This window comes from Bradyrhizobium centrosematis, from assembly GCF_045571495.1.
GTDB classification, from domain to species: domain Bacteria; phylum Pseudomonadota; class Alphaproteobacteria; order Rhizobiales; family Xanthobacteraceae; genus Bradyrhizobium; species Bradyrhizobium centrosematis.
In genome coordinates, this window is sequence record NZ_CP120703.1 from 2125465 (window position 1) to 2139818 (window position 14354).

Annotated in this window: 15 protein-coding genes; 4 read left to right on the forward strand and 11 right to left on the reverse strand. The window is 66.0% G+C overall.

The window, feature by feature from the left end; all coding sequences use genetic code 11:
- Position 1: 1 nt before the first annotated feature.
- The 9 genes from P6U31_RS10175 to P6U31_RS10215 form a co-directional block, all read right to left on the reverse strand.
- Positions 2 to 1306 (reverse strand): PQQ-dependent sugar dehydrogenase, encoded by a 1305-nt coding sequence (locus P6U31_RS10175; RefSeq protein WP_407188072.1) that lies wholly within the window; start codon positions 1304 to 1306, stop codon positions 2 to 4.
- A 120-nt stretch (positions 1307 to 1426) separates the two neighbouring features.
- Complete coding sequence (locus tag P6U31_RS10180) at positions 1427 to 1636, reverse strand: hypothetical protein (RefSeq protein ID WP_128927280.1); 210 nt, start codon at positions 1634 to 1636, stop codon at positions 1427 to 1429.
- A 155-nt stretch (positions 1637 to 1791) separates the two neighbouring features.
- Positions 1792 to 2418 carry a methyltransferase family protein gene (locus P6U31_RS10185; RefSeq protein ID WP_407188073.1) on the reverse strand — a complete coding sequence of 209 codons (627 nt, stop codon included), beginning with the start codon at positions 2416 to 2418 and terminating at the stop codon, positions 1792 to 1794.
- Positions 2419 to 2445: 27 nt separating this feature from the next.
- On the reverse strand, positions 2446 to 3477 hold the full coding sequence (locus P6U31_RS10190; RefSeq protein ID WP_407188074.1) for an NAD-dependent epimerase/dehydratase family protein: 1032 nt from the start codon (positions 3475 to 3477) through the stop codon (positions 2446 to 2448).
- A 28-nt stretch (positions 3478 to 3505) separates the two neighbouring features.
- Complete coding sequence (locus P6U31_RS10195) at positions 3506 to 4042, reverse strand: DUF962 domain-containing protein (RefSeq protein WP_407188075.1); 537 nt, start codon at positions 4040 to 4042, stop codon at positions 3506 to 3508.
- A gap of 150 nt (positions 4043 to 4192) precedes the next feature.
- Positions 4193 to 4861, reverse strand: coding sequence for an OmpA family protein (locus tag P6U31_RS10200; protein WP_407188076.1), 669 nt, complete (start codon positions 4859 to 4861; stop codon positions 4193 to 4195).
- Positions 4861 to 5277: a hypothetical protein gene (locus P6U31_RS10205; RefSeq protein ID WP_407188077.1), complete on the reverse strand. Its 417-nt coding sequence runs from the start codon at positions 5275 to 5277 to the stop codon at positions 4861 to 4863. The genes P6U31_RS10200 and P6U31_RS10205 overlap by 1 nt, the downstream gene beginning before the upstream one ends.
- 88 nt (positions 5278 to 5365) lie before the next feature.
- Complete coding sequence (locus P6U31_RS10210; protein ID WP_407188079.1) at positions 5366 to 5650, reverse strand: type II toxin-antitoxin system HicB family antitoxin; 285 nt, start codon at positions 5648 to 5650, stop codon at positions 5366 to 5368.
- Positions 5651 to 5658: 8 nt separating this feature from the next.
- A complete protein-coding gene (locus P6U31_RS10215) occupies positions 5659 to 8247 on the reverse strand; it encodes an ATP-dependent helicase (RefSeq protein ID WP_407188080.1) in 2589 nt (862 codons plus the stop codon).
- Positions 8248 to 8482: 235 nt separating this feature from the next.
- Between P6U31_RS10215 and P6U31_RS10220 the strand changes: the two genes are divergently transcribed.
- Positions 8483 to 8656, forward strand: a complete 174-nt coding sequence (locus P6U31_RS10220) for a DUF1328 domain-containing protein (RefSeq protein ID WP_028138034.1) — start codon at positions 8483 to 8485, stop codon at positions 8654 to 8656.
- Positions 8657 to 8820: 164 nt separating this feature from the next.
- Here P6U31_RS10220 and P6U31_RS10225 read toward each other — a convergent pair whose 3' ends face one another.
- Positions 8821 to 9327 carry a thioesterase family protein gene (locus P6U31_RS10225; RefSeq protein WP_407188082.1) on the reverse strand — a complete coding sequence of 169 codons (507 nt, stop codon included), beginning with the start codon at positions 9325 to 9327 and terminating at the stop codon, positions 8821 to 8823.
- An 85-nt stretch (positions 9328 to 9412) separates the two neighbouring features.
- Here P6U31_RS10225 and P6U31_RS10230 point away from each other — a divergent pair, with 85 nt between their 5' ends.
- From P6U31_RS10230 to P6U31_RS10240, 3 genes are all read left to right on the forward strand, one after another.
- Positions 9413 to 10837: an FAD-binding oxidoreductase gene (locus P6U31_RS10230; RefSeq protein WP_407188084.1), complete on the forward strand. Its 1425-nt coding sequence runs from the start codon at positions 9413 to 9415 to the stop codon at positions 10835 to 10837.
- Positions 10838 to 10964: 127 nt separating this feature from the next.
- A complete protein-coding gene (locus P6U31_RS10235) occupies positions 10965 to 12257 on the forward strand; it encodes a Spy/CpxP family protein refolding chaperone (protein ID WP_407188086.1) in 1293 nt (430 codons plus the stop codon).
- 136 nt (positions 12258 to 12393) lie between these two features.
- On the forward strand, positions 12394 to 12753 hold the full coding sequence (locus P6U31_RS10240; protein WP_407188087.1) for a hypothetical protein: 360 nt from the start codon (positions 12394 to 12396) through the stop codon (positions 12751 to 12753).
- 53 nt (positions 12754 to 12806) lie between these two features.
- Here P6U31_RS10240 and P6U31_RS10245 read toward each other — a convergent pair whose 3' ends face one another.
- On the reverse strand, positions 12807 to 14267 hold the full coding sequence (locus tag P6U31_RS10245) for a caspase domain-containing protein (RefSeq protein ID WP_407188089.1): 1461 nt from the start codon (positions 14265 to 14267) through the stop codon (positions 12807 to 12809).
- Positions 14268 to 14354 lie beyond the last annotated feature (87 nt).

Here is a 14354-nt window from a genome sequence, read left to right on the forward strand (position 1 = left end):
CCTACGCCCCCGTCACGCGCCAGATCACGTTGCCGACGTCGTCGGCCATCAGCAGCGACTTCTTGTCCGGGCCGATTACGACGCCGACCGGGCGGCCGTAGGATTCCTTCTCGTCCGGCGACAGGAAGCCCGAGAGGATGTCGCGACCGGGGCCGGACGGCTTGCCGTTCGCGAACGGGATGAAGACCAGCTTGTAGCCGGACAGCTTGCTGCGATTCCACGAGCCGTGCTGGCCGATCACCATGCCGTCACAGAAGCCGGGCAGGGTGCCTGCGGGCATCCAGCACAGGCCGAGCGAGGCGGTGTGACCGCCGAGCGCATAGTCCGGTTGAATCGCCTTGGCGACCATCGCCGGATCCTGCGGCACGCGGTCGTCCACCGTCTTGCCCCAGTAGCAATAGGGCCAGCCGTAGAAACCGCCGTCGCGCACGGATGCGAGATAATCCGGCGGCGTCTCGTCGCCGAGCCCGTCGCGCTCGTTGACGACGGTCCAAAGCACATTCGTATTCGGCTCCCAGGCAAGGCCCACGGGATTGCGCAGGCCGGCGCCGAAAATGCGATGCGTGCCGGCGACGAGGTCGAGCTCGTAGACCGCGGCGCGGCCCTCCTCGACCTCGAAGCCCATCTCGGCGATGTTGCTGAGCGAGCCGACGCCGGCATAGAGCTTCTTGCCATCGGGGCTTGCCAGCAGGCTGCGCGTCCAGTGTCCGCCCGGCTTGAACGTCGTAAGCCTTTTGCCCGGCGCGGTGATGCGGTCGGCACCTGCGACATAAGGGAAGGCCATCACGCCATCGGTGTTGCCGACGTAAAAGGTGTCGCCGACCAGCGCCATTCCGAACGGCTGATTGAGGTTCTCCATGAAGGCGCCACGCACTTCGGCGACGCCGTCACCGTCCTTGTCGCGCAACAGCGTGATGCGGTTGGCGGACACGCCGAGCGCGGCGGCGCGCCGCATCGTTGCCTGCATCGCGTAGTGGAACACGCTGCGTGGGGCGCCTGCGATCTGCGTCGCCTCCGCGATCAGCACGTCGCCATTGGGCAGCACCTCGATCCAGCGCGGATGGTCGAGACCGGTCGCGAACGCATTGACCTTGAGGCCCGGTGCGACGGTCGGCTTCTGGCCCTCGCTCCAGCCGCGCGCGGTCGGCATCTTCAAGGTGGGGATCGCGCCTTGCGGCTTGGCTTCGGGAATGGCGGGCTTCTCTCCCCAGGCCGGCGCGGGCTCGGTGCCCGTCATCCTGCGCCATTGCAGCGCGATGCCGCCGATGAACGCGACGAACTGCGCCAAGATGCTGGAAAAGGTCATGAGGAGCCCCCGTTTGCGCGCGCATCCAACTGGCTGACGGGGCCGACGTCAACCTATGCGGCATGCTGCCGGGGCCTATTCCTGCGGAATGGCTGCCGACCAAATTTGCATGGAGAGAGATCAGCGGCCGATCTGCCGCTCGAGCTGCCGTGCCGCGCGAAAATCATCCAGGTGATGAATGTTGGGCGCGAGCGCGGCCTCCCGCGACAAGAGATGATAGACCCGCGCCACCGTGCGCTGCTTCTGCTTCGTTCGCCCGGGCGGCAGCGCCCGCGCCTTGCGGACGGCGGCGATCGCGTGCGCGCGAAAATAATCGTAGGCATCCGACATGGCTCGATGCTCTGCGGCAGGTAGCATGTGTCGAGGGGACAACGGGTAGCGGACGGGGCGGTTCCTTGGCCGCCGGTCGGCTCTTGCCCCGGACGCAGCGCAGCGTTGCACGCTGCAGCGTGCTCGGGACACGAGAGTGGAGGCGAGTTACGCTGTCACCGCGGCGACAGGAACGGGATGATCATTGGCACGCGGCGGCAATAGGCGCCGTAGGCGTCCTCGCCGAGCTCCTTGGAGAGGAACACCTCTTCCATCCGGCCCTTCTGCCACATGCCGAGCGAGATCAGGATCGCGCCGAGGATCGTCGTCACCAGGCCGATCGCAACGCCGGTCACCAGCATGCCGAAGATCAGCCCCGTGTAGATGGGGTGGCGCACGATGCCGTAGGGACCGGTGTCGATGACGCGATGGTCTTCCTTGTGGGTGATGGTGTTGGACCAGAATTTTCCGAGATGCAGCCGGCCCCACCAGGCGAAGGCAATGCCGGCGGCCGAGAGGACCGCTGCGATCGCGATGCCGGTGTTGCCGAGTACCCAGAGCGGCTTCCAGCCCAGGATCTCCGCAACCCACGGCGTGTACAGGATGCCGCCGACCAGGATCGGCAGCCGATAGCGCTGCGACTCCAGCGTCATGACCTGCTTCTTGGTCCGCCCCTGCCAGAACGAGGCGCCGACCCAGCTGGCGAGAAAGGCAAGCCAAAGCAGAGCCAGAAGTTCGGTCGGCCAGGCTGTGGTCCAGCCACCCCAGGCGACAGAGAGAAGCTTGCTGAAATCGAAGGACATGAAGGTTCTTTGCGTTGGGCGGCGGCTTCAGCTCGCGCGCGAGGAGAGCGCGTGATGCTTGATGGCGCCGGAGGGCTGCTGGCCGTTGCGGGCGAGCAGATGGGTGATGGTTTCGCGCAACACGGGCTCGATCGGGCGCGGCGAATAGCCGAGCTCGTTACGCGCCTTGCCGATCGAAAGATCGCTCGCGGCGAGCGCGATGCGCACGCCCTCGGCGGTGCCGTTCGGCGGCCGGCGCGTGATGTGGTCGGAGATGGCTTCGAGCATGATCGCGGAGAGCTCGGCGATCTTGCCGGGCACGACGATCGGAAACTGCCGGCGGCCGCTCATGACCGACATCATCCGCAGGATGTTGCCGAGCGGAACGCAGTCGCCGCCGAGGATGTAGCGCTGGCCGATGCGGCCGCGCTCCATGGCCAGCACGAGGCCCATGGCGACGTCGCGAACGTCGACGAGGTTGACCAGGAAGTTGAGATGCGGCTGCACCTTCTTCTGGAGGAAATACCAGAGCATCGCCGTCGGCGGCGTCAGATTGTGGTCGGCTGCGCCAATCGGCATGGTCGGCGTGCCGATGACGAGCGGAAAGCCACCGGCGGCGGCCTTGGCGGCATGATGCTCGGCGAGCGACTTCGAGCGCGTATAGGCCCCGGGCATGGCGTCGGCCGGCTGCAGCGCCTCTTCGGCAGCAACGCCCTTGAGGTCGGAATAGGGGAACAGGATCGATTCCGTCGAGCAGTGCAAGAAGCGCGAGACGCCGCGCTTCATTGCGGCCGCGAGCACGATCTCGGTGCCCCGGCAATTGACGTCGTGGAAGTCCTGCTTGTTGGCGACCCACATGCCGGGCAGGCCGGCGAGATGATAGACCTGATCGACCCCGGTGATCGCGGCATCGACCGCGGCCTCGTCCAGCACCGAGCCGTGGACGTGTTCAACGTCGGCATTCGCCGCTGCCGGCGCGCGGACGTCGAGAACACGCACCCGCTGCCCACGGGCGCGGAGCGCTTCGACGAGATGATGTCCGATGAAGCCACTGCCACCGGTAACCAGGACGAGAGCCATGCAGAAGGTTGCTGTTTCGCTTCTAGAGCTATCGGGTTGAAAGGGAATTGGCAGGAAGAGGCGCCAGAATCGCGGCAAGGTCGCGACGGAAGCCCAATGCAATGAATAATTTTGCCATTACGAACATCGGTCCGAGCAAAAGGTGCGATGGAAAGGTGAACAGCGAGGCTTCGCGCCCCTCAAAAACCTTGTGGCCAATGGTCTGCGCGGCGAGGCCGAGCACGACCAGCGCGGCGAAAATCGCCCACATCGTCGCGGTGCTGACCTGCGCTGCAATGGTCGTCGCAACCGAAAACAGCACGATGGAGACAGCCAGAATACCGATCCCGAGCGCCACGTCGAGCAGCAGCCAATAGACCAGAACCGGCAGGGCCAGGATGACCGCCAGGCTGACATCGAAACCGAACAGCGGAAGCTTGACCAGCGTCAGCGGCAGCACGGCGCCGGTGAACAACAGGAGAATACCGACCACATGCATCGCCGTGTTCCGGGGGTCGCGATGGTACTCGACGTAAACGGCAAGTTGGCGCTGGAAAAAGCCACCCATTTTGGTCTCATGCAGCATGGGGTCGGGAAGGGCGAACAGTGGCTATAGCACTGGACCGGGCGGTGCACAAACCGGCGCTTTTGTCGCGCAAAACCACCTTGGTGCGTTCCGGACAGGCACCAAAATGATCAGAACTTCAATGGGTTCCAAGCGCGAAGCCGTGCCCGCTCAGCGCTTCTTGGCGGGCTTTTTCGCCGCAGGCGCAGGCGCAGGCGAAGGATGCGGCGCCTCCTCGGGCAGCTTGGCATAGGTCAGGATTTGCAACTGGCCGTTGACGGCTGACGTCGGCTTGGCCCGGTCGAGAAACTGCTCCTCGCCGAGGCCGATCGGGTGCAGCCGCTTGGTCGAGATCTTGAAGGTGTTCACCAGCACGTCGCGGATCGCATCGGCCCGCCGCTGGCTCAGGATTGCGTTGGCCTCGCGCGTCTTCGAATTGGATTCGACGTGGCCGACAATCAGGAACGTGTAGGGCAGCAGCGAGGAATGCACCAGCGCGTCCGCGATGCGGCCGACGGTCTGGTAGGACGCCGGCTGGATGATCGGCGTGTCGGCGTCGAACTGGATCTGCGCGTTGAAGGCGGGAAGCTTGGCGAGATCAGGCGCGATCGGCGGCCGGTTCGCCGGACCGGGATCGTTCTTGATCCTGGCCTTGGCGCGCTCCATCACCTGCTGCTTCAGCGCGGGAAGATCGACCTCGGCGGCTTCCTCGAAATGGTTCAGCTTGCCGACGATGTCGTCGCGCGTCGGCGCCGTCGTCTGCGCGCTTGCGGCGCCAGCAAGCAGAGCGAGGCTGAGCGCGGCCCATCGTCCGGTGGCAGACAGCCCGTTCGCGCGCATCAGCGATACCCCGCATCGTCGACGGCCTTCAGGCAGTTGTTGCTGATGCCCTTGGGTGTCGAGACCAGGCAGGGGATCGACTTGCTGGTCTCCTTGGTGGAGCCGCCGCAGATCTTGACGATCTCGCGCTGGCAGACATTCGCCACCGTGACGCGTGCTGCGATGCGCTTCTGGATGGCGTCGAAGACGCCGAGATAGTCGCTCGTGCACTGCGGCGACAGCACATCGCGATTGCGCGACAGGCACTCCTTCAGGCGGGTCGAGTCCGGGTTGACGCCGCGGCAATTGGCGACGATTTCCGCACCGCAGCTCGCCGCCAGCTTTCCGATCGCGTCGCCAAAGCTCATGGTCTCCGCCGCCGCAAGCGACGGCATTCCCAATGCAAGCACGATCAGTGTGACTGAGCCCCGGACCATGATTGCATCTGATACGGGGAAGTTCGGGCTGGTCAAGGGCTGTTCGGGGGAGAACCGTCGAACGCGAGGGGAGTGCGGCGAACAGTCCTCACTCCGCGGCCTCGAGGGGCGGCCATTCGATCAGGGCGACGGTGTGGTTTCTGAGGTCGTCGGCCACATCAGGATCGGCCTTGAGCTCGTCCAGCGTCCGCGGCGGGGGAAGCTGGCGGCCGTCCGCGGTCAGCTCCTGCACATAGAACGCGAGCGCCTCGGGCGCATTCTCCAGCGCCTCCTCGAGATCGTCACCGCCGGAAATGCAGCCCGGCAGGTCGGGAAACCACAGGCTCACAGCGTCCGGATCGGTGTCCTCGATGATGGCAACGTACTGAGCCATCCCGGGCCTCACGCCCGCTGCACGAAGCTGTCGACGACCTTCTTCTCGCCGGCCTTGTCGAAGGCGATGGTGAGCTTGTTGCCGTCGATCTTGGTGACGCGGCCGTAGCCGAACTTCTGGTGGAAGACGCGGTCGTCGAGCGAGAATTCCGACGTGGTGCCGGTCGATTTGGCGACCAGCTCGCCTTCGATCGTCAGCGGCCCGCGCCGGCGCGAGGAGAAGCTGCCGAAATCGGGGCCGGATGAGGCGGAGGTCGAGAACGTCGCGGCCTCTTCCTCGAAGCCGCCGCTTCGGCCGCCGCCGTTGCGACCACCGCCGCGGTTGCGGTTGGCTTGCGCGCGCTGCCAGCCCGGCGTCGAATAGCTGGAGCCGAACGCTTCCATGTCGTCGAAGCGCGAGGCGCCGTAGCCGCCGGTGCCGCCCCAGGCCGAGCCGCCCTTGGATTCGGTTATCTCGACGTTTGCCGCAGGCAATTCGTCGAGGAAGCGCGACGGGATCGTGGTCGACCAGGTGCCGTGAATCCGGCGGTTGGTGGCAAAATAGATCATGGCGCGGCGGCGGGCGCGGGTCAGGCCGACATGGCCGAGCCGGCGCTCTTCTTCCAGGCCGGCGCGGCCCTGTTCGTCCAGCGTGCGCTGGCTCGGGAATAGGCCTTCCTCCCAGCCGGGCAGGAACACGTTGTCGAATTCGAGGCCCTTGGCCGAATGCAGCGTCATCAGCGACACCGCGTCCTCCTCGGCGCCGCCCTCGCGATCCATCACCAGCGAGATGTGCTCCAAAAACCCTTGCAGGTTCTCGAACTCCTCCATCGAGCGCACGAGTTCTTTCAGGTTCTCCAGCCGGCCCGCGGCGTCCGCCGAACGGTCCTTCTGCCACATCTCGGTGTAACCGCTTTCGTCGAGCACGATCTGGGCGAGATCGGTGTGTGCGGTGACCTCCCGCTGGGCGCGCCAGCGATCGAACTGGGCGACGACCTCGCGAAGTGAGCCGCGCGCCTTCGGCTTCAGCTCGTCGGTCTCGACCACCGCGCGCGCTGCTTCGAACAAGGGAATGCGGCGCTTGCGGGCGTGGTCGTGCAGCATCTGAACGGTGGCATCGCCGAGGCCCCGCTTGGGGACATTGACGATACGCTCGAAGGCGAGATCGTCGGCCGGCGAGTTGATGACGCGCAAGTAAGCCAGCGCGTCGCGGATTTCGGCGCGCTCGTAGAAGCGCGGGCCGCCGATGACGCGATAGGGCAGGCCAAGCGTGACGAAACGGTCTTCGAACTCGCGCATCTGGTAGGAGGCGCGCACCAGGATGGCGATCTCGTTGAGCTTCTCGCCCCGGCGCTGCAGCTGCTCGATCTCCTCGCCGATGCCGCGTGCTTCCTCTTCCGAGTCCCAGGAGCCCGTGACCGTGACCTTCTCGCCGTCCTCGTCCTCGGTACGCAGCGTCTTGCCGAGCCGGCCTTCATTATGCGCGATCAGATGCGATGCGGCGGCGAGGATGTGGCCGGTCGAGCGGTAGTTGCGCTCCAGGCGAATGACCTTGGCGCCCGGGAAATCGTGCTCGAAGCGCAGGATGTTGTCGACCTCGGCACCGCGCCAGCCGTAGATCGACTGGTCGTCGTCGCCGACGCAGCAGATGTTTTTGGTCGGGCCTGCGGGGGCAACCGTCATTCCGGGGCGATGCGCAGCATCGAACCCGGAATCTCCCTCCGTGGATTCATCTCCAGATTCCGGGTTCAGGCCTTCGGCCCGCCCCGGAATGACGGCGGGTGTGGTTGGCTTCGCTGCTGACGGCGCCTGCGACAGCAGCCGCAGCCACAGATACTGCGCGACGTTCGTGTCCTGATACTCGTCGACCAGGATGAACTTGAAGCGCTGCTGGTACTGCCGGAGAATATCCGGGTGCTCGCGGAAGATGCGGATGTTCTCCAGCAAGAGATCGCCGAAATCGGCGGCGTTCAAAATCTTCAGCCGCTCCTGGTAACTCGCATAGAGCTTGCCGCCCTTGCCGTTGGCGAAGGTGGCGGCTTCGCCCGAGGGCACCTGCGACGGCATCAGGCCGCGATTCTTCCAGCCGTCGATCAGGCCGGCGAGCATGCGTGCCGGCCAACGCTTGTCGTCGATGTTCTCGGCCTGCAGCAGCTGCTTCAGCAGCCGGACCTGGTCGTCGACGTCGAGCACGGTGAAGTTCGACTTGAGCTGCGCGAGCTCGGCATGGAAGCGCAGGATGCGGCCGCCGATGGAGTGGAAGGTGCCGAGCCACGGCATGCCCTCGACGGCGTGGCCGAGCATCTGGCCGAGCCGGTGCTTCATCTCGCGCGCGGCCTTGTTGGTGAAGGTCACCGACAGGATCTCGGCGGGACGGGCGCGGCCCTGGCTCAGGATATGGGCGATGCGCGTCGTCAGCACACGGGTCTTGCCGGTACCGGCGCCGGCCAGCACCAGGACCGGGCCGTCCAGCGTCTCCACCGCCTCGCGCTGCTCGGGATTGAGCCCGGAGAGGTATTTCGGGCCCACCGCGGCGCGCGCACGCGCGGCAATTCCGCCGGCTGCGGGCTGGTGGTCGGGTACGCTTGTGATCTTGCTCGGCTCGGTCATGCGAATCATTGGCCCCACGATGGCACCGCGGGGAGGCGGAAGGGAGCCTTCTAGCAGGGATCGGAGCCTATATGGGGCGGCTAAGAGAGGTTTTCCACGTGCGCGGCGGGCCAATTTGTTCCAGCGGCAGGCGCGAATTTCGCCGTCAGGCGCGCCGGAACCATCGTTCCCGCGTCGAGATTGTCTGGGCATGTGGCGCGGTCAGCCGCGTCGACGCAGACACCATCAAGACGAGGATTTGACCATGCTAGGCTGGGTTGTGACGTTTCTGGTTATCGCTCTGATCGCCGGCATCCTGGGCTTCGGCGGCGTTGCCGGCGCTTCGATCGAGATCGCCAAGATCATCTTCTTCATCGCGGTCGTCCTGTTCCTGGTCTCGGCCGTGGTCGGCCTCGCCCGCGGCCGCAACAGGGTATAGCAGCGCGATGTTTACCTCTCCCGTAGGGAGAGGTCGGATCGCATCGTGAGATGCGATCCGGGTGAGGGGTTATAATGTCACTTATTGCCGCGGCCCCTCACCCGGATTGCTGCGCAATCCGACCTCTCCCCGCTGGGGAGAGGTGAACCAGAGCACCTGAACTGCTATCTCTTCGACGGCATCGCCACGTTCCGGCCGATGCCCTCGGGCCGCGGCACTGCGCTGTGGGCCTTCCTGACGGCCGCAATGCGTTCGTTGATATCGGGCGGAAACGGCGCGACGCGCCGGGCCGCCATGTCCATGTGGAGCGACATGTTCTCGGACGTGGCCGAGAGCCACCCCTCTGAGGCGTGCCGCATCTCCTCGAATGTGTGCAGCCGCTTGTCGTCGGCCTCCAGCAGCCAGACCAAGATCTGCACGGGATCGCCGAGGTGGATTTCGCGCAAGTAACGCACATGGCATTCGGCGGTGAAGGTCGAGCCGTTGCGCTCTTTCTTGTAGACCGGACCAATCCCGATCTCGAGCCAGAACTCGTCGATCGCCCGGTCGAACATCACGTTGTAATAGGCCATGTTGAGATGGCCGTTGTAGTCGATCCATTGCGGCTCGACCTGCATGATCGAGGAGCGGAACGGCTCTGCGTTCGGCGCTGTGGCGGCGGTCACCGGCATGTGTCCTTCCCAAGCTATGCGTCCGGTCGCTTGACTTGACCGGCTTTATGTCCTTTGCCACGGTTCTTCTGTCGGGAGGAATTCCGTGGGTACGACCATCACCAATAATCCGCCGCGGCCGGAGCCGAAAGCCCTCGCGAGCGCGCTGGAGCAGCTCGCCGCACGCTTCGGCAACCGCCTCATCACCTCGCAGGCCGTGCGCGAGCAGCACGGCCATACCACCACCTGGATTCCCAATCAGCCGCCTGATGGCGTGGTGATGGCGCAGGAAACCGCCGACATCCAGGACGTGGTGCGGATCTGCGCCAGGAATCGCGTCCCCGTCATTCCGTTCGGGACCGGCACCTCGCTCGAGGGCCAGGTCAACGCCCCCGCCGGCGGAATCTCGATCGACCTGCGCGACATGAACAAGGTCCTCGCGGTGCATGCCGAGGACCTCGACTGCGTGATCCAGCCCGGCGTGACCCGCAAGGCGCTGAACGAGCATCTGCGCGACCAGGGCCTGTTCTTCCCGATCGATCCGGGCGCGGATGCTTCGCTCGGCGGCATGGCCTCGACCCGTGCTTCCGGCACCAATGCGGTGCGCTACGGCACCATGCGCGAGAGCGTGCTGGCGCTGAAGGTGGTACGCGGCGACGGCGAGATCATCACCACGGGCACGCGCGCCAAGAAGTCGTCCGCCGGCTACGACCTGACCCATCTGTTCGTCGGCGCCGAAGGCACGCTCGGCATCATCTCCGAGCTGACCATCCGCCTGCGCGGGATTCCCGAGACGATCGCGGCCGGCGCGGTATCGTTCGAGACCGTGCATGGCGCCTGTCAGGCCGTCATCCTGGCGATCCAGACCGGCATTCCCGTCGCGCGCATCGAGCTGCTCAATGCCGCGCAGGTGAAGGCCTGCAATGCCTATTCGAAGCTGACGCTGCCGGAGACGCCGCTGCTGCTGATGGAATTCCATGGCAGCGAGATCGAGGTCGCCGAGCAATCCAAGGCGTTTGGCGAGATCGCCAGGGATTGCGGCGGCGGCGATTTCTCCTGGACCACGAAGCCGGAGGACCGCACGAAACTGTGGCAGGCGCGGCACGATGCCTATTGGTCCGTGAAGGCGCTGCGGCCCGGCGACAGCGTCGGCGTGGTCGCGACCGACGTCTGCGTGCCGATCTCGCGGCTCGCCGACTGCGTCAGCGAGACCGAGGAGGATTTGAAGCGGCTCAACCTGCTGTCGCCGATCGTCGGCCATGTCGGCGACGGAAATTTCCATTGCTCGCTGGTCTGCGACGTCAACGACGCGGACGAGATGGCGCGCGGCGAAGAGTTCATGCATCGCCTGGTCGAGCGCGCGCAGGCGATGGACGGCACCTGTACCGGCGAGCACGGCATCGGCCAGGGCAAGCAGAAATATCTGAAGGCGGAGCTCGGCCCCGAAGCGCTCGACGCGATGCGGGCGCTGAAGAAGGCGCTCGATCCGCTCAACATCTTCAACCCCGGCAAGATCGTGCCGGAGGCATAGGCCCGGCGGCCCGACGCATCGTCGGGCCGCCGGCCAGCTCCGGGGCCGGGAACTTTCGGCAATCCTGTCGGTTCCCATTCCCGCCAAGTTCCGGTGCCTCAATGGCGCGGTTCGGCGGGAGGATGCGATGGTGCGACCGGTCATTGAAATTGCCGCGATGGCCCTGGCCTGCGTGCTGGCAGGCGCGGCTCTGGCCAAAGGAGGTCATGGTGGCGGACACGGCGGTGGGCATGGTGGCGGGCACGGTGGCGGCCATCACGGCGGCGGACATTTTCGTGGTCACGGCCACGCGCATGGCGGCGGGTATCATCGTGGCGTGCGGTTCACCGGCGGTGCCCGGCGCGGCGGGCCCAATTTCGGTCAGATCCGCAATGCGGCGATCCGCCCCGCGAGCTTCCGCAACGCCCTGAACGCCAGCGCATTCCGCAATGGTCGGGTGATCAGCAATCCGGCGGCGCGGGCGCAGATCGCGGCCGCAGCGGCACTGGCCGGCTGGGGCGGCGCGAGCAGCGGATGGTGGCAGCATGCGGGTGGCGGCTATGGCTGGGTCGGGCCGCTGTTCTGGCCGTTCGCCTACAACGATCTCTACGACTACGCGATCTGGGGCGATGGGCTCGGCTTCTGGGGCTACGGCTATCCGGACGTCTATGCCGGCATTTTCGGGCCCTATGGCTATGATCGCCTGTCGGCCTATCTGCCGCAGCAGCCGCAGGGACGGCGGCGGGCGCGTAGCGCGCCGCTCGATCAGCTTTGCGGCAGCGAGCGCCGCGACATCGTCGGCCTGCCGATCGATCAGATTGCAGCCGCGGTGCAGCCGACCGACGCGCAAGGTGCCGAGCTCGATGCGCTCGGCAATGCTTCGATTGACGCTGCGGCGCTGATCCGCGCGTCTTGCCCGACGCAGGCGGCGGCGACGGCACCCGGCCGGCTCGCAGCAATGCAGCAACGGGTCGAGGCGATGGAGAAGGCAGTCGATCTGGTTCAGCCCGCACTCGACAAGTTCTATGGGTCGCTCAACGATGAACAGAAGGCGCGCTTCAATGCGCTCGCCGAAGAACAGCGGCGCGCGACCGCATCGAACAATGCGAGCGGCTCGTCGGTGCAGACTTGCACCGTGCCCGCCGCGTTCGATTGGCCCGGCGCCACGATCGAGGACAGACTTCGCCCCAACGACACGCAGCGCGCGGCGCTGCAGGTGCTCCAGGATACCAGCGCCAGGGTCAGCGCATCGTTGAAGGCGGCCTGCGAGCCCAATGAGGTGATGACACCGCCGGCCCGCATGGCCACAATCCGCAAGCGGCTCGATGTGATGCTGGACGGGATCAAGTCGGTGCGCGCGGCGCTCGATGATTTCTACGCCACGCTCAACGACGAGCAGAAGGCGCAGTTCGAGGCGATCGGCCCGCGTCGCATGTCCTGAACGGCGCCAAAGCACGGTCCGGAAAAGTGCGAAGCGTTTTTCCGGAAAGATCATGCGCAAACAACAACCTAAAGCGCGATGACGATTCATCTAGATCTCATCGCGCTTTAGCCAACGAAGGCCACGGGGTGGGGGCATGAGGTGGTTTGCAAGGCGGCAGCCGGCCGACATCTGGGATGAGCCGATCCAGGGATCGATCGGCGACATCGAGGCGGCCGACCGAATTCGCAACATCTGCCAGGCGGCGAAGGCGATCGCCGAGAACATCGGAGATTCCGCGCAAACCCGCGAGCGCTATGAACGCGCGGCCCGCGTCGCAATGGAGATCGCGATGAAGATGTCCGACGACCTGATGCGCGACGATGCAGTGCGCCGCATCGTCGATCTCTGCATGAAGGCCAACGATCTCAAGACCGCGCAGATCCTGTTTCGTGCGATCCAGGCCGGCTGGATCCGAGAGGCCGTCCAGCAGGATTATCCGGTGCTGTCGCAATAGATCCGCCTCGCGCGCATGGCGCGAGCCGGACGCCGTGGTCGTGCCGGGCCGGCTCAGTACCTGCGGTAGTCGCCGCGATAATTGTCGCCACCGCCGCGGCCGCCCATTCCCATGCCAATCCCGATACCGATGCCGATGCCCTGCATCACGGCGCCGGGGGTCGGCGCGCGCTCGTAGACCACTTCCTCCGGCGGCGGGCGGCGCTTCGGCGGCGTCTCGGCCACCTTGCGCTTGGGCGGCGTGTCGTCGACCCGCTTCTTGATGATGGGCGCGACGTTCGGAGTGACCGGCGTCGCCGGTGCCTGCGGCGTCGTGCATGGACAGGTCGGACCCATTGCGACGGCGACCGGGGCGGGGGCGGCCGCGACCGGCTGACCATAGTTGCGGTTCTGCACCCGCAGCAGCAATCGGCGCGCGGTCGCGGCCAGATCGCTGTTGTCCCAATTGGCGAGATATGCCTGGAACGAAGCGCGGGTGTTGATCGCGGTGGCGCGCTCCCAGGCCAGCATCTGGCGCCGTCGTTCCATTACGGTGCGCAGACGCGGCGTGCGGGTGTCTTGGGCGTACAGCTCGATATAGGCCTGATACGCCTCCACCGTGTCCTCGGTGATCACGAGCTCATAGGCGACCGTGGCCGGCTTGCCCAGTAGGGTCTTGCGCCAGTCCTCGACGCTGCGGGTGCCGCTGGCGAGTGCCATCGCGTTCGCGGCCGGAAGGGCGGGTATGCTGGCGCTGCTCTCGCCGAAGAACCTGAAGTCGGTCGTCAGCGACGAGCTCTCCCACGGGATCTGCCGGCCGTCGGTCGATTGCGCGACGGCGACGCGGATGCGCTTGAACACCTCCTCGATCGGCAGATTGGGCTGCTTGGCGATGGTCAGTGCGGCCGTGGTGTAGGGGCTGTCGATGCCGCTGCCGTCCTCGGCCTCGGCGCCGGGGGAGGTCGAATAGGAGATGAAGGAGCCGGGCGCGCCGGCCTTGGTATCGACGATCGCAAGCCCACGGCCGGCGCCGCTCAGCGCCGGGAACGGATTGTTGCGGCAGGCATCGAGCATGAAGATGCGCGCCCGCGTCGGCAGCGCGCCGAGCGTGTTGAGCAGGTCGTTCAGCCGCACGCCCTGAAGCGGAATGTCGGCCTCGCGCTTGGGATCGAGATCGACCGGAACGAGGTAGTTCTCGCCGTCGATCTGCAGGCCATGGCCGGCATAGAACACCAGCGCGACGGTGTCGGCGCCGCTGGCACTGACCTTGCCGGCGAAATCCGAGATCGCGGCGCGCATCTCGTTCTGCGCCAGATTGGCCGCGGTGGTGACGGTGAAGCCGGCATTGCCCAGCAGCTCCGTCATGCCCTTGGCGTCATTGGCCGCGTTGGGCAGCTCGGGCACGGTGCGATAGGCGGATTGGCCGATCACCAGCGCGAGCCGCGCTTCGGCCGCGGCGTCGGTCGGCATCGTCAGTTGTGTGAGAGCAAGAATGCCGGACGCAAGCAGCAAACTGGAAAGGACTGGACGGCGCATGGTGTCACCTCCATCGGCAATGCGCGCGATGATGTCACTTTTTCTAGGGGCCCGCCATGAGTCCGTCTGTGCGCGGGATCACGCTTG

Coding starts and splice junctions, on each gene's coding strand:
- P6U31_RS10175 (WP_407188072.1), bottom strand. CDS start 1,306: ATGACCTTTTCCAGCATCTTGGCGCAGTTCGTCGCGTTCATCGGCGGC.
- P6U31_RS10180 (WP_128927280.1), bottom strand. CDS start 1,636: ATGTCGGATGCCTACGATTATTTTCGCGCGCACGCGATCGCCGCCGTC.
- P6U31_RS10185 (WP_407188073.1), bottom strand. CDS start 2,418: ATGTCCTTCGATTTCAGCAAGCTTCTCTCTGTCGCCTGGGGTGGCTGG.
- P6U31_RS10190 (WP_407188074.1), bottom strand. CDS start 3,477: ATGGCTCTCGTCCTGGTTACCGGTGGCAGTGGCTTCATCGGACATCAT.
- P6U31_RS10195 (WP_407188075.1), bottom strand. CDS start 4,042: ATGCTGCATGAGACCAAAATGGGTGGCTTTTTCCAGCGCCAACTTGCC.
- P6U31_RS10200 (WP_407188076.1), bottom strand. CDS start 4,861: ATGCGCGCGAACGGGCTGTCTGCCACCGGACGATGGGCCGCGCTCAGC.
- P6U31_RS10205 (WP_407188077.1), bottom strand. CDS start 5,277: ATGGTCCGGGGCTCAGTCACACTGATCGTGCTTGCATTGGGAATGCCG.
- P6U31_RS10210 (WP_407188079.1), bottom strand. CDS start 5,650: ATGGCTCAGTACGTTGCCATCATCGAGGACACCGATCCGGACGCTGTG.
- P6U31_RS10215 (WP_407188080.1), bottom strand. CDS start 8,247: ATGATTCGCATGACCGAGCCGAGCAAGATCACAAGCGTACCCGACCAC.
- P6U31_RS10220 (WP_028138034.1), top strand. CDS start 8,483: ATGCTAGGCTGGGTTGTGACGTTTCTGGTTATCGCTCTGATCGCCGGC.
- P6U31_RS10225 (WP_407188082.1), bottom strand. CDS start 9,327: ATGCCGGTGACCGCCGCCACAGCGCCGAACGCAGAGCCGTTCCGCTCC.
- P6U31_RS10235 (WP_407188086.1), top strand. CDS start 10,965: ATGGTGCGACCGGTCATTGAAATTGCCGCGATGGCCCTGGCCTGCGTG.
- P6U31_RS10240 (WP_407188087.1), top strand. CDS start 12,394: ATGAGGTGGTTTGCAAGGCGGCAGCCGGCCGACATCTGGGATGAGCCG.
- P6U31_RS10245 (WP_407188089.1), bottom strand. CDS start 14,267: ATGCGCCGTCCAGTCCTTTCCAGTTTGCTGCTTGCGTCCGGCATTCTT.